At 41.8% G+C, this 22,793-nt stretch carries 22 protein-coding genes; 1 reads left to right on the top strand and 21 read right to left on the bottom strand.

The genetic code is table 11. The annotated features are described in order from the left end of the window. Positions 1 to 16: 16 nt before the first annotated feature. The 19 genes from J5566_RS04660 to J5566_RS04570 form a co-directional block, all read right to left on the bottom strand. Positions 17 to 1,285, bottom strand: a complete 1,269-nt coding sequence (locus J5566_RS04660) for a toxic anion resistance protein (RefSeq protein ID WP_208562301.1) — start codon at positions 1,283 to 1,285, stop codon at positions 17 to 19. Continuing rightward, complete coding sequence (locus J5566_RS04655) at positions 1,272 to 2,108, bottom strand: hypothetical protein (RefSeq protein WP_208562300.1); 837 nt, start codon at positions 2,106 to 2,108, stop codon at positions 1,272 to 1,274. The genes J5566_RS04660 and J5566_RS04655 overlap by 14 nt, the downstream gene beginning before the upstream one ends. Positions 2,109 to 2,233: 125 nt before the next feature. After that, complete coding sequence (locus tag J5566_RS04650) at positions 2,234 to 2,890, bottom strand: CBS domain-containing protein (protein WP_208562299.1); 657 nt, start codon at positions 2,888 to 2,890, stop codon at positions 2,234 to 2,236. Between the two features lie 128 nt (positions 2,891 to 3,018). Further along, complete coding sequence (locus J5566_RS04645; protein ID WP_208562298.1) at positions 3,019 to 3,384, bottom strand: glyoxalase; 366 nt, start codon at positions 3,382 to 3,384, stop codon at positions 3,019 to 3,021. 46 nt (positions 3,385 to 3,430) lie between these two features. Next, positions 3,431 to 3,724, bottom strand: a complete 294-nt coding sequence (locus J5566_RS04640) for a LapA family protein (protein ID WP_208562297.1) — start codon at positions 3,722 to 3,724, stop codon at positions 3,431 to 3,433. A gap of 494 nt (positions 3,725 to 4,218) precedes the next feature. After that, positions 4,219 to 4,929, bottom strand: coding sequence for an ABC transporter ATP-binding protein (locus tag J5566_RS04635; protein ID WP_208562296.1), 711 nt, complete (start codon positions 4,927 to 4,929; stop codon positions 4,219 to 4,221). Beyond that, on the bottom strand, positions 4,929 to 5,693 hold the full coding sequence (locus tag J5566_RS04630; RefSeq protein ID WP_208562295.1) for an ABC transporter ATP-binding protein: 765 nt from the start codon (positions 5,691 to 5,693) through the stop codon (positions 4,929 to 4,931). Before J5566_RS04630 ends, J5566_RS04635 begins: the two co-directional genes overlap by 1 nt. Further along, positions 5,693 to 6,643 (bottom strand): branched-chain amino acid ABC transporter permease, encoded by a 951-nt coding sequence (locus J5566_RS04625; protein ID WP_158457096.1) that lies wholly within the window; start codon positions 6,641 to 6,643, stop codon positions 5,693 to 5,695. The genes J5566_RS04630 and J5566_RS04625 overlap by 1 nt, the downstream gene beginning before the upstream one ends. Positions 6,644 to 6,645: 2 nt before the next feature. Beyond that, positions 6,646 to 7,533 carry a branched-chain amino acid ABC transporter permease gene (locus J5566_RS04620; protein WP_208562294.1) on the bottom strand — a complete coding sequence of 296 codons (888 nt, stop codon included), beginning with the start codon at positions 7,531 to 7,533 and terminating at the stop codon, positions 6,646 to 6,648. A gap of 147 nt (positions 7,534 to 7,680) precedes the next feature. Beyond that, a complete protein-coding gene (locus tag J5566_RS04615; RefSeq protein WP_208562293.1) occupies positions 7,681 to 8,853 on the bottom strand; it encodes an ABC transporter substrate-binding protein in 1,173 nt (390 codons plus the stop codon). An 89-nt stretch (positions 8,854 to 8,942) separates the two neighbouring features. After that, positions 8,943 to 9,215: a DUF2129 domain-containing protein gene (locus J5566_RS04610; protein WP_208562292.1), complete on the bottom strand. Its 273-nt coding sequence runs from the start codon at positions 9,213 to 9,215 to the stop codon at positions 8,943 to 8,945. An 85-nt stretch (positions 9,216 to 9,300) separates the two neighbouring features. Next, a complete protein-coding gene (locus J5566_RS04605) occupies positions 9,301 to 9,888 on the bottom strand; it encodes an ATP-dependent Clp protease proteolytic subunit (protein ID WP_158457104.1) in 588 nt (195 codons plus the stop codon). A 143-nt stretch (positions 9,889 to 10,031) separates the two neighbouring features. Next, positions 10,032 to 10,661: a uracil phosphoribosyltransferase gene (gene upp / locus J5566_RS04600; RefSeq protein WP_208562291.1), complete on the bottom strand. Its 630-nt coding sequence runs from the start codon at positions 10,659 to 10,661 to the stop codon at positions 10,032 to 10,034. A gap of 78 nt (positions 10,662 to 10,739) precedes the next feature. Beyond that, complete coding sequence (locus J5566_RS04595) at positions 10,740 to 12,347, bottom strand: glycoside hydrolase family 13 protein (protein ID WP_208562290.1); 1,608 nt, start codon at positions 12,345 to 12,347, stop codon at positions 10,740 to 10,742. A gap of 61 nt (positions 12,348 to 12,408) precedes the next feature. Then, complete coding sequence (gene gtfA, locus J5566_RS04590; RefSeq protein WP_208562289.1) at positions 12,409 to 13,857, bottom strand: sucrose phosphorylase; 1,449 nt, start codon at positions 13,855 to 13,857, stop codon at positions 12,409 to 12,411. Between the two features lie 72 nt (positions 13,858 to 13,929). Beyond that, positions 13,930 to 14,760 carry a carbohydrate ABC transporter permease gene (locus J5566_RS04585; protein WP_208562288.1) on the bottom strand — a complete coding sequence of 277 codons (831 nt, stop codon included), beginning with the start codon at positions 14,758 to 14,760 and terminating at the stop codon, positions 13,930 to 13,932. Positions 14,761 to 14,772: 12 nt separating this feature from the next. After that, positions 14,773 to 15,645: a carbohydrate ABC transporter permease gene (locus J5566_RS04580; protein WP_208562287.1), complete on the bottom strand. Its 873-nt coding sequence runs from the start codon at positions 15,643 to 15,645 to the stop codon at positions 14,773 to 14,775. Between the two features lie 154 nt (positions 15,646 to 15,799). Then, positions 15,800 to 17,032 (bottom strand): extracellular solute-binding protein, encoded by a 1,233-nt coding sequence (locus J5566_RS04575; protein ID WP_208562286.1) that lies wholly within the window; start codon positions 17,030 to 17,032, stop codon positions 15,800 to 15,802. Between the two features lie 12 nt (positions 17,033 to 17,044). Next, a complete protein-coding gene (locus tag J5566_RS04570) occupies positions 17,045 to 19,213 on the bottom strand; it encodes an alpha-galactosidase (protein WP_208562285.1) in 2,169 nt (722 codons plus the stop codon). 111 nt (positions 19,214 to 19,324) lie between these two features. Between J5566_RS04570 and J5566_RS04565 the strand changes: the two genes are divergently transcribed. After that, a complete protein-coding gene (locus J5566_RS04565) occupies positions 19,325 to 20,161 on the top strand; it encodes an AraC family transcriptional regulator (protein WP_208562284.1) in 837 nt (278 codons plus the stop codon). Positions 20,162 to 20,320: 159 nt separating this feature from the next. On the opposite strand, the gene J5566_RS04560 is transcribed toward J5566_RS04565, so the two are convergent. Together J5566_RS04560 and J5566_RS04555 are read right to left on the bottom strand one after the other, a co-directional pair. Continuing rightward, on the bottom strand, positions 20,321 to 21,478 hold the full coding sequence (locus J5566_RS04560; RefSeq protein ID WP_208562283.1) for a MalY/PatB family protein: 1,158 nt from the start codon (positions 21,476 to 21,478) through the stop codon (positions 20,321 to 20,323). Beyond that, entirely contained in the window at positions 21,468 to 22,571 is a 1,104-nt protein-coding gene (locus J5566_RS04555; protein ID WP_208562282.1) for a cystathionine gamma-synthase, read from the bottom strand. Before J5566_RS04555 ends, J5566_RS04560 begins: the two co-directional genes overlap by 11 nt. Positions 22,572 to 22,793 lie beyond the last annotated feature (222 nt).

Genomic DNA, 22,793 nt, shown 5'->3' with positions numbered 1-22,793 from the left:
ATATGAACTGCTCTTTTTATTCGGATTCTACTACTTGCTCTGCCTCTGTCTGCGCCTGACGTCCTTGATCCAGTAAAGCAGCAATGATTTTCTCATCCCGTAATTTCACCGAATCATTGATAGTTTCAGCAGAGCGAATAATCGCCGACTCCAATTCACGACGTTTTTGTCTGCCTTCGTCAATCGCAGCGATAATCCCGTTGTTTTGTGCTACCAAACTTTCAGCTAATTTGGTCACAGAAGTGATCGATAAGGTTGGGTTTTGTGCAGTTCTTTCCATCATTGGAATAGCTTCTTTTGAGGTGTCCGCTAACATCTGCAAGGCAGCATTGTTAGCATTGACAATAGCATCAGCTGTCTGACTAGATTTGATAGACTGCTGCAAAATCCCCAGCTGAGCGATTGACAATTTCATAGTTGGAATGGTGTTGCGACGGAGCATACCCAAGCGTTGTTTCATGTCAGAAGAAACTTTGACCAAATTGCGCATTTGTGGAGTGGTTGTCCAGGCTACATACAAGCGACTCATGTATTCTGAATGCTGTTGTTCCAAGATATTGGCAACTTCTGTCACACGCGCCAACTTCTCTGATGTAACTTGGTAGTCCACAGAAGTTGGGGCAAGACTCGCCAGACTGGTTTGAAGAACTTGTGCACGCTCTGCTGCTTCCTTACCAGTCGCCTCAACAAAGGCAATTACCCCCACCAAGTTTTCGATGGACTTGGTGTTGTTCTCGATTAGTAGCTCTGCCGACACAATATTGCGCGCCAAGACTTCTTCTTGTTTAACAACACTAGCTGCCATGCTGTCCATGCGCTTTTCAATCGATTGTGAATCAAAGTAAAACTCTTGTAAATCGTTCTTGGTCTGCTTAAACAAGCGTTGGAAGAAACCAGGTTTCTTCTCCAATTCGGCAGTCGTTGAAACATCCTTGTATTTGGCTACAAATCCATTCAACTCACGATTGGTATTGGCAAGCAACTCATCCACCTGAGGAATTTCGATTTTTTTCTGCTCAGACAGGATATGGTTTACTGTCGCATTAACCTCTTCCACGGCTTCCTTTCCGAAATCCAACAAAGCGTTTTGGTTGGCCAAGAAATTATCTACCAACTGCGGTGCCTTTGCCACGATGCCAGCCTGTTGTTCAGGTGTCAACTGTGCCAAGAAAGAAACGGATTTGGTCTCACCAACCGGCGTCGCTTGAATAATCTCAGTTGTTTTATCCCGTTGCCCCAAACTTGTTGCTGCAATCTGGTCGATATCAAAATTAAATCCTGTCATGACTTGTTTGTTCCTCCTTCTTCATCATCCGTAAACTAATTTCAAAATCCCTCAAGTCTGCTTCGTTAAACTGTCGAATGGTTTCATCCAATTCCTTGTCGAAACTTTCCATAGCCAACTTAGCCTGGCTCATACGCTCTTCCGCATTAAAGAAATCTTTCGGAGAGGACTTAATCTTCAAATAGCCGGCCAATATATCCTCAAAACGTCGCATATTGGCTTCATGGATAGCTTCTAATTCCTCTCGTTTATCCGTCGTTGCTTCCAACTTTTCACGAATAACCAGGTTGTCCTTTTGAACATTGCAATAGGTTTCCAAAATTTCTAGCGCATGTTGGGTAATCCAGTCTTTTTCCGATACAATGGGGTCCACTTTTTCTTCCACAACCACTTCTTCCGCCTCTTTCGGCGTTTGAAGTCGGTAACGCAGGCTCAGTGTAGCTTGTGCTTCCTGACTCCAATAGGCATCCAAATACTTTTTGGTTTTTTGGTAAAGCAAGTCCAACTCTAACAATCGCCCCAGTAAATCGCCCTTAAGCCGTTGGCTAGCCTGGTCTTCCCCTTTTTCAGCTAGCATCAGCTGATACTGGTCAAAATGTAGTTTTGAACTGGTTATCAATTCTTGCAGACGCTTGATATCATTGGAAAGAAAAAAACGATGGATGGCATCTCGTTTATAGAAATAGCCAATTAACAAGCCAAGTGGCAATAAAATATACCAAAAACTCATGACAAATCCAATGGCTAAAAGGATCAGCAAGCCAATGATTTCGGAATTTTTCTTGCCAGATTTATAGTATTTTTTATACTTCTTATGTCCCATACTTCCTCCTCGTGTAATCCCTTTTATTATACCATATATCTAATTTGACACAGCATTTTCTAGCTAGAAAAAGAAAAAAAGCAGTCCATTTATTCGCTTATGGACTGCCATTTCATATTTACAAATTAAATATTTTTTGCAACTGTCGGCGTCAAGCTATCCACCTGGATACCTGCCCCTTCAAATAAACTTCGGACTTCTTCCACATCCACCTTACCATCAATCTGCACTTCAATGACAACCTTGCCAGATTTTGTAGCCAATTGAACCGTTGAAACGATATTGTAGTCTTTGTCTGCCACCAAGCGAATAATCTTTTCTAACTCACCAGCTTTGTTATCAACAAGAAAGCGAGCTCGAACACCTTCTTCTCCATATCCTGAGACATGAAGAAAGGCTGCAAAAATATCACGATCTGTAATAACTCCGTAGAGCTGACCATTGTCAACTACTGGAAGAATACCGACCTTGTTTTTGTACATGAGATAGACAGCATCTTCAAGACTGGCATAGCCAGATACAGTAATGACATTTTTAATCATGACATCCTTGACTTTGGTCTTGTTCAAGAGATAATTCATCTCATAGATGGAAAGACTTGTTGCCTTCGATGGACTTGCTTCTGCTATCGTTCCCTCTGTCACCAAACCAACCAACTTATCATTTTCAATAACAGGCAGACGGTGCAAATCCTGTTCACGCATGATATCCGCCGCTTGGGCAATGGTCGTATCCGGTGAAATATAGACAACCTTGCGGGTCATAAAATCTTTAACTGACATAGGTATTCCTCCCTTGGATTTTCATGCTTTATTATACCACAAAACCGAAAACGATTTCAATGTCTTATGAAAAAATATGAAAATCAGCGATCGAAAACCGCTGATTGTTCCAAAATTCAATAATTTGTTTACCCTTTAACTGCAAAGTAATGACCACTTGGACTAGCAAAGTTAAAGTTAGGGAAAGGTTCCGCATTGACCGGACTGCAAGTATCTGTCAAGCCAGCGATGCGTTCTTGAAGACCATGAATATCATCTGTTTCAAACAAGACACTTGGCTTCATATCAATCACTTCTGGAGATACTTGTCGGATAAACTCATTTGCGTAGACAGTAATGGTCGTTGTCGCTTCTGCATGTGGCTTCATATCAAAAGTTTCATAACCCATCATCTCTGCTTCATTGAAGATTGTGAAACCAGCAGCTGTCCAAAAAGCCTTCTCAGCAGCTACATCATCTACATAAAACATCAATCCAAATTCTTTATTAAACATCTGTTCTCCTTACATTATAAGTGGATTTCTTATTAATGCCACAAATTTACTTAATCTGATTTATCTTATCAGAATTTTCTTCATTTTGCAAAACCCGAATATCTATCAATTCTTTTTTCAAACTCTTAATCTCACTCTTTAATGACAAATTCTTAGTCATTCCAAGTAAATACTGGATAAATAAGCCTACCAAGAGTGAGCCCAGTATCACCAAAATCAACGGCATTCTAAAATGTCCGAAAAGATAATTGACAACCACCACTTGACGGTTTGCTAAGGAAAGAATAACCGTCAAAATAATGATAAATATTAATCCGATAAGAGATAATTTCTGTTTCATCCTAACTCCTTTTCTACTATGACAGTCTAGCATAAGAAGAATGACATGGCAAGAGTGAAGTCTATTAAAAAGATAAACCTAAACTATTCAAACTAAAAATATATTTTAGTTTAAACCTTACCTAATGTTCATTTGACTAACAGTTCCATTTCCAACCTAAAATAACGCATCAGCCTCAGGTGACAAATCAGTATCGTACATTGCTGGTTTTCCTATCTCTCGATTAAAACTGCCCAATCTTGATATAAAGAAAAACGCCTGCCGGCGTTTCTCATCTCCAACTTAAAAAGGTCCCAAATCAGATTATAGTGAAAAGTTGCTACCGCAACTTCTCATTTCCAACCTAAAAAGGTCCGAAAAATTAATAAAAGGAAAGACCGTCTGACGACGGTCCCTATTTCCGACCTAAAACAACCCGTCAGGGTTGGGGATAAACCAGCAACCTACATTGCTGGTTTTCCTATCTCCAACCTAAAAAGGTCCCCCGGACCTTTTTAGCCACCCAGATATGCTTTTTTGACTTCTTCTGAGGCGAGGAGCTCTTTTCCAGTTCCAGAGAGGACAACTTTACCAGTTTCAAGGACGTAGCCGCGATCTGCGATTGCGAGGGCCTTGTTGGCGTTTTGTTCGATTAAGAGAACTGTTGTACCTTGTTTTTGGATATCTTGGATGATATCAAAAATTTCTTGAATGAAGATTGGAGCCAAGCCCATTGACGGCTCGTCAAGAAGCAAGAGTTTGGGTTGGCTCATCAAGGCACGACCCATCGCCAACATCTGCTGCTCACCACCTGAAAGGGTTGCAGCATCTTGGTTTTTACGCTCTTCCAAACGTGGAAAACGCGAAAAGATTTTCTTCAGGTTTGCCTGATTTTCCTCACGGTTGTTGCGAAGGAAGGCACCCATTTCCAAGTTTTCCATAACAGTCAAGCCTGCGAAAACATGGCGACCTTCTGGTACTTGTGACAAGCCGTCCGCAACGATTTTACGGGCAGGAACTTTTTGAATTTCATTTCCAAGGAAAGAAATCGTTCCAGCTGATGGACGAACAAGTCCTGAAATCGTACGCAAGATGGATGTTTTACCAGCACCGTTGGCACCGATAAGGGTAACAACTTCACCTTCATTGACTTCAAAAGATACATTTTTAACCGCCTCGATGACGCCGTAATGTACCGATAGATTTTCAACTTTTAACATTGACATTAGGCTTCACCTCCAAGGTATGCTTCAATCACTCGTTTGTTGGTCCGGATTTCTTCTGGTGTACCGTGGGCAATCAAACGGCCATATTCCAATACATAAATACGCTCAGTTACTTCCATAACCAAACTCATATCGTGTTCAATCAACATGATAGTAATGTTGAACTCTTCTTTGATTTTACGGATTAGTTGGGTCAATTCTGCCGTTTCCTGCGGGTTCATACCAGCAGCTGGCTCATCCAAGAAAAGAATTTTTGGTTCGGTCGCAAGGGCACGAACAATTTCCAAACGACGTTGTTGTCCATAAGGCAAGTTTTTAGCCAGCGTGTCCGCATCTCCATCCAAATCAAAGATTTTAAGCAATTCGATGGCTCTATCTTTCAATTCTACTTCATTTTTATAAAAAGCTGGTAGACGGAAGAAACTTGCCAACACCTCAGCTTTACCGTGGTTACCAAGTCCAATTAAAACATTTTCCAAAACCGTCATGTTTTTGAACAATCGAATATTTTGGAAAGTCCGTCCCAAGCCCAGGGAAGCTATTTTTGAAGGAGCTTTGCCATTCAAAACAGTGCCATCCAAGGTAATCGTGCCTTCACTTGGCTCATAAACACCAGTCAAGAGGTTAAACAAGGTTGTTTTTCCAGCACCGTTTGGACCAATCAAACCAACCAACTCACCTGCATTGAGTTCCATAGTCACATCACCGACGGCTGTCAAACCACCAAAGTTTTTTGTCAATTTTTCTACATCAAGAAGGGCCATTAGTTAACCTCCTTTTTCTTTTTGAGCAAGTTTGCAAAACTCAACTCTTTAGTTCCAAGCAATCCACCTGGACGGAAAATCATCAAGAGAATTAGTGCCAATGAGTAAATAATCATGGAAATATCTGCATAGCTCTTGAGGAAGACATTCAAAATTCCCAATACGATTGCAGCGACGAAAGAACCTGTAATAGAACCCAAGCCGCCCAATACGATGATGATCAAAACGTTCACAGAGTTCATGAAAGCAAAGTCTTTTGGCACAATGGTTCCAACATATCCTGCGTGTAGACCACCAGCGATTGCTGCAGTCATAGCGCCAATCACAAAAGCAGTTACTTTTACAAAGGTTGGGTTGACACCAACAGATTCTGCTGCGATCTCATCTTCACGCACCGCAATGGTAGAACGGCCCATTGGACTACGAAGGAAGTTAACAGTCAAAATCGTTGTAATCACTACAAACACATAAACCAACTGCCAGTTGGTAAACAATGGAATCGACATAATACCTGCCGCACCATTGGTCAAGCTACCACCGTTGATAATCAAGATACGGATAATCTCCGCAACACCTAGCGTTGCAATTGCTAGGTAATCTCCCTTCAAGCGCAGCGTTGGTAGACCGACCAATAGGGCAACCAAACCAGCAACAAGCATGCCAACAACAAGGGCAATCCCGAAACCAGCATAAGAAGGCATCATTTTACCGATAATACCAACCGCATAGGCACCAATGGCCATAAATCCTGCATGGCCGAGTGAGAACTGACCTGAGAAACCAACAATCAGGTTCAAGCCAACAGCCAAAATAATATTAATCCCGATTTGTTGGACGATTTGAACATAGTAAAAATTCAGTACACCCGCTGCGACAAGACCTTGAAGCAGAGCAAAACCAAGTGCCAAGAAGGCCAGCCAGATTAGATTTACTTTTACATTCTCTTTCATGCTTACACCTTCTCTTTCACGTTTTTACCAAGAATACCACTTGGTCTTACCAAAAGAATGATAATCAATACAATATATACGATGGCATCACGGAAGGTATCCAAACCAATCACATAAGTAAAGGTTTCGATAATACCGATAACAAAACCACCCAAGGCAGCGCCTGGAATGATACCAATACCACCCAAAACTGCCGCAACAAAGGCTTTCAGACCTGGTGTCATCCCCATCAAAGGCTCGATTTGGTTGTAGTAGAGACCAAGTAGAACACCAGCAGCACCAGCAAGTGCAGATCCAAGTGCGAAGGTAAAGCTGATGGTACGGTTAACATTGATCCCCATAAGCTGAGCTGCATCGCTATCCACTGAAACAGCACGCATTGCTTTCCCCATTTTGGTCTTCTTAACAATCAATTGAAGGGCAACCATCAAAGTCAAAGCAACTCCAAGGATAATCAATTGGATGTTGGTAACTGTCACTGGACCAAGGTTAAAATTCACCGCCTTAATCGCTTGTGGGAAGGCCTTTACATCTGCAGTAAAGAAATAAACCATCACATATTCAAGGAAGAAGGAAACACCAATGGCTGTAATCAAGGCTGCAATCCGAGTCGAATTTCGAAGTGGACGATAGGCCAAGAATTCAATGACAACTCCCAAAATAGCCGTTCCGACCATTGAGAGAACCAAGGCTAGGAAAAAGCGTAATCCGCCATCTTGGATAAAAGTCATCTTGTTCAAAAGATAATAGCCCATAAAGGCACCCATCATGTAGATATCCCCGTGGGCAAAGTTAATGAGTTTGATGATTCCGTACACCATGGTGTAGCCTAAGGCTAGAAGGGCATAGACAGAACCGAGAATCAAACCATTGACAAGTTGTTGAAGCATGAGTTCACCAATCTTTCTATTCAAATAGTTGCTGTTAAGCGTTCGTTCTATTGTATTAAATTTTCAGAATATTTGCAAGTTTTACTACAAAAATATTTTTCAATCAAGTCCCAAACAAGGGAAAAAGAGGGGATAGCCCTCTTTTTATTATTCAGAAACTGAAACAGTATCAACTGATGATTGCTTGCCTTCTGTCAAGCCAACAACGTAAACTGATTTCACAACGTTGTGTTCTGCGTCAATCGACATGGTACCTGTCACACCTTCGAAGTCTTTCAAAGCTGCAAGATTGTCTTTCAATTCGACCGAAGTTGTTGCGCCTTTAGCTGCTTCTGCTGCCATGTAAACAGAGTCATAAGCAAGAGCAGAGAACATAGACGGCTCTTCACCATATTCTGCTACGTATGCATCGTAGAATGCTTTTGCTTTATCACTTGCAGATGTTACAAATGCAGAGAGGTAATAAACATTTGATGCCGCAGAAGCTGTTGCCAACTCAGCAAATTGTGGTGAGTCGAAACCATCTGAACCAAGAACTGGAACATCAATACCAAGACCGCGTGCTTGTTTCACGATTGTACCTGTTTCATTGTAGTAACCTGGCATGATGATGGCATCAAATTCAAGGTTTTTCAATTTAGTAAGAGCTGCTTGGAAGTCTTTGTCACCTGAAGCAAATGTGATCTCAGAAACGATTTCACCTGAGTAAGCTTCTTTGAAGGAATCAGCAATACCTTTTCCGTAGTCTGAAGAATTGTCATAGTAAAGCACAACTTTCTTAGCGGAAAGGTTTTCTGTTGCATATTGAGCCATGATTTGACCTTGGTATCCATCAGTGAAGGTAGCACGGAAGAAGTAATCTTGTACACCGCCTTCGCTGTTAACAACCAAATCAGTTTGCGTACCAGAAGGTGAAATCATTGGCACACCTGCAGATGTTACGTTTGCGATAGAAGCTGCCGAGGCTCCAGAAGTTGCAGGCCCAATTATGACGTTTGCGCCTTCACTTACCAAACTTGTTGCAACTGTGGCTGCTTCTGCTGTTTCAGACTTATTGTCTTTTGTGATGACTTCAATTTGCTTGCCGTCAATTCCACCTGCAGCGTTGATTTCTTTTACCGCAAGGTTTGCACCTTTTTCTTCGGTTTGACCATATGAAGAAACGGAACCTGACAATTCCAAATTATAACCGATTTTGACTGTCTCACCAATTTCAGTTCCCGTTGCTGAAGAGTTTGTTGATGAAACAGTTCCACATGCTGCAAGAAGTGCAGCCGATGCAAAGCTCACAAGAGCCATAGCAAATTTTCTTTTTTTCATGAAAATCCCCTTAAATCTTTCTTAAATTTTTACGATGTATCCAATATACTGAATTATCAGAAAATTGTCAACAAAAAAAGAAAAATATTTTATAAAAGAATATTTTTCTCTCTTTCTTGCTCTAAAGTCCCTACAAAATTCTGGTCTAAGTCCTTAATGTAAGATGGAAAAACTTTTTTAACAAATCGTTCTTTTTTTAATTTTTCAAGCGTCTCATCAAAACGATCTGCCTCTAAATAGAGAACCAAGTAGCGTAATTTTTTTGAATGATAGACCACATCCCCAAAATTGTGCAACTTGCGTGCTTCACGATTGTAGTGGAGATATACAATGAGGCCTTTACGCTCTTTCTTTTCAAACATGACTGGCTCCTTCTTATACTTCTTCTCTTCATTATACCTTTTTCTCAGCAAAATGAAAAGGGCTACATCGAGCCCTTCAACTACCTTATTTTGCCATCTTATCCATGATTTGATCAATGAAGCCATAAGCTAAGGTTTCTTCTGCAGTCATCCAATAATCACGCTCTGCGTCTTTGTGGATTTGTTTGACAGATTTACCTGAATTATCAGCAAGAATTTGCTCCAACTTGTTACGAGTTTTGAGCAAGTGCTCTGCTGCAATCGCCATATCTGTCTGTTGGGTACCGCCACCTGTTCCACCCATAGGCTGGTGAATCATGTATTCTGCATTTGGCAACATGAAACGTTTGCCTTTGGCACCGCTTGATGCAATGATAGTTCCCATGCTAGCTGCAGTTCCCATCACGATGGTCTGAACATCTGCTTTAATAAAGTTCATTGTATCCACAATCGCCAGACCTGCTGATACAGAACCACCAGGAGTGTTGACATAGAGATAGATATCCTTGGTTGGGTCTTGGGCATCCAAGAAAAGCAATTGGGCAATGATGGAATTGGCCATGTTATCTTCAACTGGACCTGTCAACATGATGATGCGGTCCTTGAGCAAGCGAGAGTAAATGTCATAAGAACGTTCACCACGGCTGGTTTGTTCAATTACTACTGGAATCATAAGAATTCTCCTTGTCTTTTATTCAATTCTAACAAATCTGAGACCATTATATAGAATTAGTCAAAAATGGTCAAATAAAAAACACGATTGAGGTACAATCGATGAAAAAAGAAACCAGCAGTGCCGATTTCTTTATACTTCTATTATTTTGTACCGAACAAGCGGTCTCCTGCATCCCCCAAACCTGGAACGATGTAGCCTTTTTCATTGAGTTTCTCATCCAAAGCCGCTGTGTAGATATCTACATCTGGATGTGCCTCTTGAAGTGCTTTTACACCTTCAGGTGCAGACACAAGAGCTACAAATTTGATGTTTGAAGCACCACGCTTTTTCAAAGAATCAATAGCCAAAATAGCTGAGCCACCTGTCGCCAACATTGGATCAACAACAAAAATCTGGCGTTGGTCAATATCATCTGGTAATTTCACCAAATATTCAACTGGCTGCAAGGTCTCTTCATCACGGTACATACCAATGTGTCCAACTTTTGCAGCAGGTACGAGGCTCAATAACCCGTCAACCATTCCCACACCTGCGCGTAGAATTGGAACGATTGCCAATTTCTTTCCTGCGATTTGTTTTTGAACCGTTTTTGTAATCGGTGTTTCGATTTCAACATCTTCCAATGGTAGGTCGCGAAGTACTTCGTAACCCATTAGCATAGCAATTTCATTCACCAACTCACGGAAGTCTTTGGTCGAAGTTGTAACCCGACGCAAGATTGACAACTTATGTTGAACGAGTGGATGTGAAATAACTTGGAATTTCCCCATGGTGGTAAAACCTCTCTTTTTAGTTTTTTCTATTTTACCAAAAAATGAGAAAAATTGCTTGGAAATATAATAGGAATTTTACTTTTTATATACTAGAGCTTCAAAAGGTCGCAGTTGAGAGGTATCCTCTGATTCCGTTGAATAGTTTTGAATAAGGACAGTTCCTCCTAATTGTTCTTCAAGACGGTATTCCTGAGCTTGATTGCTAAAGTTGACCAAGACCACAAACTCATCTACATCATCAAATTTACGATAAGCTAATACCAAGGGATTACCTGTATCTAAAGTCTCATAGTTCCCTTCTGCCATGCAGGGATAGAGCTTTCTCAAGGCAATCAATCGTTGGTAGGTATAGAAGAGTGAATTTTTATTTTCCAGGGCTTCTTCCACATTGATATCTGTATAAGTTGGGCTAAAAGACAACCAGGGATCGCCCTCGGTAAAACCTGCCCCAGGTTTGCCAGACCACTGCATCGGTCTGCGGGCATTGTCCCGTCCCTTAGCATTTATGGAAGCAAATAGTTCCTCTTCCGAATAGCCCTGCTCCAAACGCTCTGTATACATGCGACGGGTTTCGATGTCATCCGCTTCTTCAATACTTGCAATCGGAGTGTTGACCATACCGATCTCTTCTCCTTGGTAAATATAAGGCGTACCCGACATGAAATGCAGATAAATAGCTAGCATTTTTCCGCTTAGTTCCCTGAATTCAGGACTGTCATCACCAAAACGGGAAATAGCTCGTGGCAAATCATGGTTGTTCCAAAAGAGCGAATTCCAACCTTTTCCTACTAATTCTGTCTGCCATTTTGACAAAACCTGGTGTAGCTTGGCAGGATCAAGCGGTGCCAAATCCCATTTTTCTTTACCTGCTAGCTGGTCCAGACAAACGTGCTCAAATTGAAAAATCATGGAAAATTCATTACGGTCTGGGTGAGAATACAGCTGAGCACTTTCAGGTGTGGCACTCCAGGTTTCTCCTACGGTTACAAGGTCATAGGTACCAAATGTTTGTTGGTTTAATTCTTGAATCAAGGGATGAAGATTTGGTCCGTCCGCTGTAATCAAGTTCTCAGGTTCTTTCCCAATCAAATCAATTACATCGAGACGGAAACCACCGACTCCCTTGTCAATCCAGAAGTTAATCATCTGCCAAATTTCTTCCTTGACAGCAGGATTCTTCCAGTTCAAGTCTGGTTGTTTGACCGAAAATTGATGTAAATAGTACTTGTCCAAATGTGGAACATATTCCCAAGCAGAGCCTGAGAAGGTAGATTTTAATTCATTGGGTTTGTCCGCCCACACATAGTAATCATAGTAGGGATTTTCTGGACCTTTCAAGGCTTCTTGAAACCAAAAATGTTCGTCAGAGGTATGGTTGAGGACCAAGTCCATCACAATCTTAATATTTCGCTTCTGCCCTTCTGCTATCAGTTCCTCCATATCTTCCATAGTCCCAAATTCCGCCGCAATGGCTTGATAATCACTGATGTCATAGCCGTTATCATCCATAGGAGACTGATAGACTGGACTGAGCCAGATAGCGTCTATCCCCAATGTTTGCAAATAATCCAAACGATTGGTAATCCCTTTAAGGTCTCCAATGCCATCTCCATTCGAATCCTGAAAACTCCTCGGATATACCTGATAAATAACCGATTTTTTCCACCAATTTGATTTTTCCATGTTTCTTCCTTTCCGAAGGAAACAAAGGCTAGGAAAGCTATCCTAACCTTTATTCCAAACTTTATAAGTTAATTTCTTGACTCTGACCATCAACCGTTTCAATAATTTCAAATATTTTATCTTTCAGATTAGCTCTTAATTCTGCCACTGTATTGGCATCGTCATTGATCCAGCTGATATGAATTGTATTGGCATCTGCCATCTCCACAGCAAACTCTCCATCGAATGCTGCACTGGTATTGCGGAACTTGAGCAAGTTGAACAGGGACTGAACAACTGGACGTTGAACTTCTCGCTCAATTTCTTCCAAATCATAATAGTGACGGTTGATGTTGCGGCCTTCTTTGGTTGATTCGAGCAATTCGATATCATTTTCTCCTGCCAACAAGCCAACGTAGTAAATCTGCGGAATACCTGGTGCAAAACATTGGAGCACACGTGCCAAGAGATAGGCTTTATCATCATTGCCTAGAGCTGAATAGTAGGTACAATTGATCTGGTAAATGTCCAGATTATTGTAAGCCTCTGTGCTATAAATCTTCTTGACATTTGCTCCTTGGGCATAGAGGGCTTCTCTTGTCGCCTCTGTTTCCTCATCTGTCAGCAAGTCCTTGACATCGACCACTCCGATACCATCGTGCGTGTCCAAGGTTGTAAATTGCTTGCGAGGGCAGATTTCCATCCAGTGAACAAGACGGTTGACATTGCCTGAATAAAGAGCATGAAGGACCAACATCGGTAGGGCAAAGTCATAGACATAGTAGTCTTGCTCGGCGATTTTTTGCTGAATAGTGTAATGCTCATGGATTTCTGGTAGAATTTCCACTCCTTTTGGTGCCAATAGCTGACGCGGAAAATGAAGCATATCCCAAATATCTGGCTCAACGAAGAAACAGTTGGTTCCAATTTTCTTATTAGCGTAGGCAAAGGCGTCCAAGCGAATAATGGAAGCTCCGTGGTCCGCCAGCTGTTCCAGATTTTCTTTGATAAAGCGACGAGTTGTTTCCGTTGTCACATCAAGGTCAATCTGTTGCTCATCAAAGGTACACCAAACTTTTTCCTCACTACCATCAGCAAACTTGGCAATGCGATAGGGAGCACGTGGCTTCCGTTTGTAAATGAGGTCTACATCTTCCTGAGTCGGCTCACCATTTGGCCAAAAGTTTTTGTAGCGGATAAACAAATCCGCATAGGCAGACTCATCTTTCTTTTCTAGGAAGTCAAGGAAATAAGGCGACTTGGCTGAAATATGGTTGATCATGAAATCAAACATGAGGTAGTAGTCTTGACTAAGTGCCTCGATATCGCTCCAATCTCCAAAAGCCTCATCAACCTTGGTATAGTCCATGGGTGCAAACCCGCGGTCCCCCGATGATGGAAAGAAGGGAAGAATGTGGACACCACCGACCACATCTTTCAAAGGACCTTCCAAGACTTGCTTCAAGTCTTTCAGATTTTTCCCAAGACTGTCTGAATAGGTGATTAACATTGCTTGATTTTTTACTTTCATTTTCTTCTCCTTTTGAAAGCCTTTTCTTATTGATTTTTGGCAAAAGGTTGAGTTGCCTCAACCTTTCGAGCTTTATTTAACAGATCCGCTTGTCATACCTGAAATGATATGCTTTTGGAAAACGAGATAAACCAGTAGGATTGGGATAATCCCAACTACATAGGACGCAAATGACGGTCCATAATCGCTGAAATACATCCCCTGGTAATTATACTGGAAGAGGGGCAAGGTCCACATTTCTTGGTCACGGTTGAGGACCAAGAGCGGCAAGAGAAAGTCATTCCAGACCCAGAGGGCATTGATGATCAAAATCGTAGCGTGCATGGGCTTCATCAGCGGAAAAATAATTCTCCAATACATTGTAAACTTATCACAGCCATCAATTGCTGCTGCCTCGTCCATCTCTTCAGGAACAATTGTCTTGATATAGCCAACATAAAGGAAGAGGGCCTGCGGCACTGCATAGGTCAGATAAAGAATAATCAACCCCAAAATATTGTTCAAACCGAGACTAGACATCAACTTGGTCATAGGAAGCATAATCACTTGGAAGGGAACAAAAATTCCGATAATCAAGAAAAAGTAGATAAAGTTGAAAGCTGTTTGCCGCTTCATTTGACGGGCTACTGCAAAGGCTGCCATTGGAATAGCCAGAATAATCAAACCTACTGCAGCAATGGTAATCAGAGCAGAATTCCCAAAATATTGAACAACTCCATCTTCAAACAAGCGACTATAGTTGTCTAGTGTGAAATTTTCAGGTAAGCCAAAGAAGTTACCTGTAATTTCTTTAGTTGGCTTGAAGGAACTAATTACCGTCACCAGTAGCGGAATAAACATAAAGAGAATGCCGCTGAATAGAACGAGATATACCCACCAATTGCTTTGTTTGGTCTTATTCATAAACATACCTCCCTATACTTCAAATTTCTTAGAAATCCGCATCTGAATCAAGGAAATCACAATGATAAAGATGAAGAGAACGACTGCCAGAGCGTTGGCATACGAGAATTTATTGTCAACAAAAGCGTAGTTATAAACTAGTAATCCCAGTGACTCTGTCTTGCCATCTGGACCACCGCTGGTGAGAGCGAAAATGAGGTCAAAGGCTGTCAAGCCAGATTTCATCGCCAGGATAAAGACCATACTGATAGACGGTAAGAGGAAAGGCAATTCAATGTTGAAGAACTGCTGGGAGCGTGTTGCCCCGTCAATAGCTGCTGCTTCCTTCACATCATCTGGAATACTTTGCAGACCAGACAGGAAAATGATAACCGGCATCGCCAGACCCTGCCACAAAGCGACAAAGAGGACGGACGGAATAACAGTATTCTCTTGTACCAATAGGTTTTCCATTAACCAGTCGATTTGGAGAATTTCGCCAATCTGTGTAAAACCGTAGTTAAACAGTTGAACAAAGATGAGACCCAAGGTTACCGTTGACAAAACTGCTGGGAAGAAATACCAGGTCCGGAAAAAGCCAACTGCTTTGATTTTCCGATTGAGCAAGGTTGCCAACCAAATACCAATGACAATTTCCCCAATCACTAGACCAATGGTAAAGACGATGGTAAAGGTAATACTGGTATAGAAGTCAGGGTCCCTCAAAATATCAATGTAGTTTTGAATCCCAATCACATCGTAACTACTGGATAATCCATTCCAGTCTGTTAAGCTGTAGAAGACTCCTGTTATCAAGGGATAGAAGAAAAAGATTAACTGAAGAGCTATTGGCAAAGCTACAAATAAATATGGCCAATATTTTGCAACAAATCCTTTTTGATTCATAAAGAACTCCTTTACTAAATTCATCAAGTATAGTTGTTTAATATCAGTTCGAAAAAAAGTTAGGGGCCTCTCTTTCAAACTGAGGTTAAACAACTATAGGGGGGACAGGTTTGAGAAACCCAAACCCTAATCCCTTAGCTGTTTGTCATGCAGATTATTTCATCGGATCAAAGAAGGCATTGAGTTTCTTAACAAGTTCTGCTGAATCTGGGTTTTTCACCATTTCAACAGTGATATTCCAAAACTCATCTTCTGAATCCCACTCACTTTGCAACCATACGACATGCTTGTCTGTAAAGGCATATTGAGTGACACCAGCTGTTTCTTCAAATTTACCTTCGGTATCCACACCTTCAACAGAAGTTGGTGATCCGTCCACGTCATAGTATTTCTGAATGACTGTTGGACGTGAGAGGTATTCTAAGAACTTCTTAGACTCTTCTGGATGCTCTGATTCAGCTGATACAGATAGGGCTAGGTCAGCTGCACCAATCGTGTAATCGCCACCTTTTTCATCTCCTGGGAAGGTAAACATGCCGTATTCAAATTCAGGCTCTTGCTGGTTGATTGCTGTAGCAGCCCAAGTTCCTTGTGGCATCATGAGAGCTTCTCCTGCTGCAAATGAAGCAACCGCGTCAGCGTAAAGTGCTCCTGTGAAACCTTTTTGGCCATTGTCAGACAAGAGTTCTAAACGCTCCAAGACTTCCTTAGTTGTTGCATCATCTTGGATAGCACCCTTGGCACTGCGAATCAAAATATCCTCTGCACCGTCAAATCCACCTGCAACTGTTACCCAAGCTAATTGGTGGTAACCATTGAGCGACCAGGCATCATTTAGAGAAAGGGCAAATGGTGCCACACTGCCATCAGCCTTAACTTTGTCTACCAAAGCAACAAATTCTGCATAGGTAGTTGGTACTTCCAAACCAAGTTCTTCGAATTTATCTTTGTTGTAGTAGATACCATAGGCATTGGCAGTCAGTGGAAGAGTGTAGTTTGTATCATTTACAAGATAAGGTGTTACTGACCCATCTTTCAAATGGCTGAGACCTGCATCATCTCCAATTTCAAGGAAACGACCGTCAGCTGCATACTCTTTGAAATCTGCATTCTGAGGATAGATATTGATAACATCTGGTGCTTCATCATTGGCCATCCGTGTTTTCAAGACAGTTCCTGCGTCAGGCACATTTGAAAACTTAACTTCAATATCTGGATTTTCTTTCTCAAAGTCATCAATAATTTCCTGCAAGGTTGCTTGCATTTCAGGCTTTTGCGAGAAAAATTCAATTTCTACCTTGTCACTGCTGCTAGAATTTCCGCAGGCTACAAGGAAGCTTGCAAAAGCACAAACCGACGCACATTTGAGAAATCTTCTCATTTTCATAATAAAATCCTCCTAGATTTTGTTAAAAATATATTGTACACTAAAATAATCTTCTTGAACATGGGGCATGGTTAAGCCGATGTTCATGAGCTCATCTCCATAGAAGCTGGTCTCCAACTGTGGACAGTAATAACAAGCTTCTGGGTCTAGCCCCTTCAATCTTACCTGCAACAGAGGAGCTTCTGGTTGAGCTAGTATTTTTACGAAGGTGAAAACAGCTTGACTCTTATCTGCATCAACATAGTTAGCTGCCCAGATATTTGCCGTTTTCTTCAAACGATAGAGGTCACCAAACTGAACCGTTGAACGAATCTGCTTAAAGGTTTCAACCTGTTCAGTAAGAGTTGCTAATTCTTCCAGTGACAGTTGGGTAACATCTAACTCGTAACCAAAGGCTCCGCCCATCATAGCCACATTTCCTCGGGTTTGCAAGGATGTAATCCGACCGACCTGATGGTTAGGAACTGCTGACACATGGGCACCCATTGAAGAGGTTGGGTAGAGCAAGGTCGTTCCTTCTTGGATAGAGAGGCGACCAATCGCATCTGTATTGTCACTCGCCCAAGCCTGTGGCATATAGTAGAGCAGACCCAAGTCATTTCGACCGCCACCTCCTGAACAGGATTCAAAGAGAATGTCTGGGAAGCGACTGGTCAGAGTTTCTAATACTCGGTAGAGCCCCAACATATAGCGATGATGGAATTCGTAAGAATCAGCATTAGCAAATTCTTGAGACATACTGGTGATGTTGCGGTTCATATCCCACTTGACATAATCGATTTTGGCAGATTGGAGTACATCGGATACAGCTTGGATAATGTAGTCACAAACTTCTGGTTTGGACAAATCCAGTACCAACTGCTCTCGACTGTAAATTGGTTCGCGTCCATCAATATGAATAGCCCAATCTGGATGTTGGCGATAGAGGTCACTATCTATGGAAATCATCTCTGGCTCAAACCAAAGACCAAATTTCATCCCTAAGGCCCGAATCGAATCTGCTAGACCTGCTAAACCATTCGGAAGCTTGTCTGTGTTGACAATCCAATCTCCCAAGGAAGACTCGTCATTGTTCCGTTTTCCAAACCAGCCGTCATCAAGCACAAATAATTCAATGCCTGCCTGACTGGCCAATCTGGCCATGGAAAGAATCTTCTCTTCTGTAAAATCAAAGTAAGTTCCTTCCCAGTTATTGATGAGAATTGGCCGTTCCTGATTGACAAATTGAGAACGAATCAAGTGTTTTTTGATGAAGTCATGACTATCTTGAGTCATACCTGTAAAACCTTTATCCGTAAAGGACAGGAGGACCTCAGGTGTTTGAAAACTTTCTCCGGAAGCCAAATTCCAGCTGAAGCTAGTATCATTGATTCCCATGCCCCAACGGACTGTCTCCAAAGCAGTTGTCTCCACAAAACCAGTAAAGTTCCCACTATAGACCAGTTGGGCGGTATAAACTTCGCCACTATCTTCTGTAGCAGTTGGGGCCGCCAAGGCTAAGAAAGGAGTCCGGGAGTGACTTGAAGCCCCTCGAATACTTCCAATAGAGTAGGTACCATTCGTAATCGGCGTTTTCGTCCACTCTTTTTCATAAGCATAGCGACCTGTCAAACTATGGATGACAAAGTCTTTATGGGGCATATCCAAGGTGAAGGACAAGGCTTTTTCCAGTTTAGAGGGATAGCGACCTGTTTGGATTCGAGCCGAGCGTGCAAGATAGTTACTTTCTTCGAAAACCGCATACTGCAAGGTCACTGTCACATCTGCTACAGCATCATAGAGGTCAATCTCCAGACTCTCTACCTCCTCTTCAGAAGCAAAGCTAGCTGGTAAACCTTCTAGCAAGGGCTTGCCTTGATAAATCCGATGTTGCTTGTACTTCAAATCCAAGGCAATGCCGATTTCATTTCGCACATCAATAGATGCTGTCCGAAAGTCTCCTAGACCATTACTGGAATATTCCAAGGACAAGGTGTCCAGTGAGTAGGTCCGATTTCCAGTAATTGGACTTGGTGAAAAGGCACGGTCCAAATATGTTATTTTGTTTCCATAACTAAAATGTTGAATTTTCTTACCAAAATATCGATGAACAAGGTCACCAGTTTCTAACACCTCTATCACATATGAAAATTCTCTTGTTTTCAAGTGAAATAGACGCCTTTCTTCTGTGTATTGAATCATACTGTTAGCTCCTATCTGTATTACATGAATCATTTTAACAAATGTAAGCGTTTTACAAAATAGGGTTTTGTTGTTAGAATATGGTATAATGTTTCCTAAGGAGAAGAGCTTATGAACATTCTAAATAGCTACAATGAACTAGACAGCCATAACTTTGACCTAAATATCGACCATTACGGTGCGGAACAATGTGATAAAAACTATTCTTTTGGGCCAACTATTCGAGATAATTATGTCCTCCATTTTATCACAGAGGGCAAGGGGAAAATTAGCATTCTCGGAGAAACGACTGAATTGGCTGCGGGCGACTTGTTTATCCTCCCTAAAAACAAGGCCATCTTCTACCAAGCAGATGGACAAGACCCTTGGACTTATATTTGGGTTGGTTTTAGCGGGTCAAAAGCTGAGTCAATTCTTGAACATAGCCGCTTATTGGAAAAATTTTATCTACATTCCAGCCTCCAGTCCCCCATTTTACAAAAAATGACGGACATTACCCAAACGGACAAACACCCCTTACCAATGGTGACAGAGCACATCCTGGTCGGCCATCTTCATCAATTACTCGCCTACCTTGTTGCAGAATTTCCCAATCAACAACTGAAAGAGGCCGGCACTCTTGCCAAAAGCTATGTTCACCATGCTATTAAACTGATTCACAGTCACTACGCTCTACCGATTAAGGTAGCAGAAATTGCAGAGCAGCTCGCTCTAAGTCGAAGTTATCTCTATAAAATCTTCAAACAGGAAACTGGCTACGCCATCAAGGACTACATTCTTCAGGTAAAAATGAATCGAAGCTGCCAACTCTTAGAAGATCCCGAACGAACCATTACGGAGATTGCCAATTCTGTCGGCTACTATGACCCCTTGACCTTCAGCACAGCCTTTAAGAATTACTTTCACATGAGTCCTACTGACTATCGAAAACAACAAAAAAAGGAATAGCCTAGCTCTTCCTTTTTCTATTTTTATTGCAATCTGGAAAATTGAGAAACAAATTTTCATTCATGGACTAAACTGGCATTCACACCAATAATAATTCTGTTATTATTGGTGTGGCCAGAAAATGCTCGGACTTCATTGAAATTTTTCAATATTTCTTAGTTATCCAAACACCTCCACCAGTCTCCGACAAGCTTCCTTGATGACAAATTGTGGTGTTGCTGCGTTCAATCGGAAATGCTTTTCCCCCTCTTTTCCAAAGGTCAATCCATCATTCAAATGCAGTTGTGCTTCTTCCAACAATTTCTCTGCTAGCTCTTGATGGCTGAGTTCATAGGATGAAAAATCCAGCCAAATCAGGTAGGTTCCTTGTGGTTTAAGCACTTTGATATTCGTCTTTTTACTCAATTCTTCTTGGACCAACAAGATATTTTCTTCCAAAACTGGTTTTAAGGCGGCCAACCAAGATTTTCCGTGTCGGTAGGCAACTTCCGTGGTAATCAAGCCTAGGCTAGGGATTTCATGTTGGTTATTGGCCAATTGTCTCTTGGTAAAAGCTTTACGCAACTGAGGATTTTCAATAATAGCAAAGCTGTTTTTTGTTCCCGCTATATTAAAAGTCTTGGTTGCAGAAGACAAAATGACCGAAAATTCCTTATGGTTAGGGGAAACCGTATTGAAGGAATGGTGCTCATGTCCAAAAAGGGTTAGGTCCTGATGGATTTCATCAGAGACTAATATGACTCCATGCTTCTGACAGATAGCACCGAGCTCTTGTAGTTCATGATGACTCCAAACTCTGCCACCTGGATTGTGGGGATTGCAAAAGATATAGAGCTTGACACCCTCTTCAACAATCTTTTGCTCCAAAGCCTGAAAATCAAGAGTAAATTGGTCATTTTCTACACGAAGAGGCTGACTAATTAACCGTCGATGATTGAGTCGAACGGTACGGGCAAAAGGGGGATATACTGGAGTATTGATCATAATTGCATCCCCCTCAGCTGTAAAAGCTTGAACTGCGATGGATAGAGCCGGAACTACACCTTCTACCAAAACAAGGGCTTGCCGGTCAAAACAATATCCATGCTGTTCTTTTTCCCAGTCCATTATGGATTCGAACAAAGGCTCACTAGCATAATTGTACCCAAAAATATGCCGTTGACCGTAGTCTACGATAGCTTGGCGCATTTCTGGAAAGGGCTGAAAATCCATATCTGCCACCCAGAGTTGCAAGAGTTCAGGATTGGTTTCAGTGAGCCGCCACTTCTCACTATGTTGGTCTAAGCGATTGGGTAGGGTAGTAAAATCATAGGTCATAACTTTTCTCCAAACTGATGCGTAAATCCTCAATCAAATCAGACACGTCTTCAATCCCGATTGACAAGCGTAAGAGATCGTCTGTCAAGCCATAGGAATGGCGAATAACTGCTGGAATATCCGCATGTGTCTGAGTTGCTGGATAGGTAATCAAGCTTTCCACACCACCTAAGCTCTCTGCAAAGGTAAAAACTCGGAGGCTATTGAGCAGGTGGGGAATCATCTCTTGCTTGGCAACTTTCATTGATACCATTCCACCCTTTCCTGTATAAAAGACTTCTTTTACCGCAGGGTGTTCCTGGAGAAATGCTACGACTGCTCGAGCGTTTTGTGTCGAACGCTCCATCCGAATAGCCAGGGTTTTGAGACCTCTCATCAAAAGAAAGGCATCAAAGGGGGACAAGGTCGGTCCTGTCGTGTTTTGGTCATAGAACAACTGTTCATAAAGTGCCTGGTCATTGGTCATCAGAGCTCCTGCCAAGACATCATTATGGCCTGAAAGATACTTGGTCGCCGAATGAAGTACCACATCTGCCCCAAGAGTAAGTGGATTTTGGTAAATTGGACTATAAAAGGTATTGTCAACAATAACTTTGGCCCCGACTTCGTGTGCCTTTTCTGATATCGCAGCAATATCAAACTCCACCATGAGAGGGTTGGTTGGAGTCTCTAGAAATACATAGTCAATGGTATTATCTAGCTGGTCAAACAGTTGGTCAGGCGTTTGAGCGTATTGGAAAACAAAACGTCCTTGTTCTTCCTGCTGATTAAACCAGCGGAAGGAACCACCGTAAAGGTCACGCACGGCTAAAATCCGACTTCCCTGGGGAAAAGTTTGAAAGAGCAAGACCAAGGCAGCCATTCCAGAGGAAGTCACTAGGGCGTGCTCTGCTCCTTCAATGGCAGCAAGGGTATCTTCTAAACTGGTGCGGGTTGGATTTTTCGTACGGGTATAGTCGAATCCTGTGGATTGCCCAAACTCAGGATGCTGGTATGTTGTCGATAGATGAATCGGTGAAATCAAGGCCCCTGTTCGTTCATCTTTTCGTATGCCTGCTTGGGCCAAAAGGGTATCGCGTTTTAATCTCGTCATGGCAACCTCCTCAAACCTTTCTTCTTCTATTCTAGCACGGACTTTCTCTCTTGGTGAAAAAATCCCTGTTTTTGCTTATAGAAAATTTCCCAGTCAAGTTATAGGTGAGCCTTATATCTAGCCTTCTTTCACTTTCATTTCTATATATTTAATGTATAATAATATGTAAAGGAGGGTCGTTATGTTTAACCATCTCAATCGTCAATTCTATCGGAATTACTT

The sequence above is a fragment of the Streptococcus suis genome (assembly GCF_017601095.1).
GTDB classification, from domain to species: Bacteria; Bacillota; Bacilli; order Lactobacillales; family Streptococcaceae; genus Streptococcus; species Streptococcus suis_Z.
The sequence above is the reverse complement of the archived record's forward strand: the minus strand, read 5'-3'. Positions and strand labels throughout refer to the sequence as shown.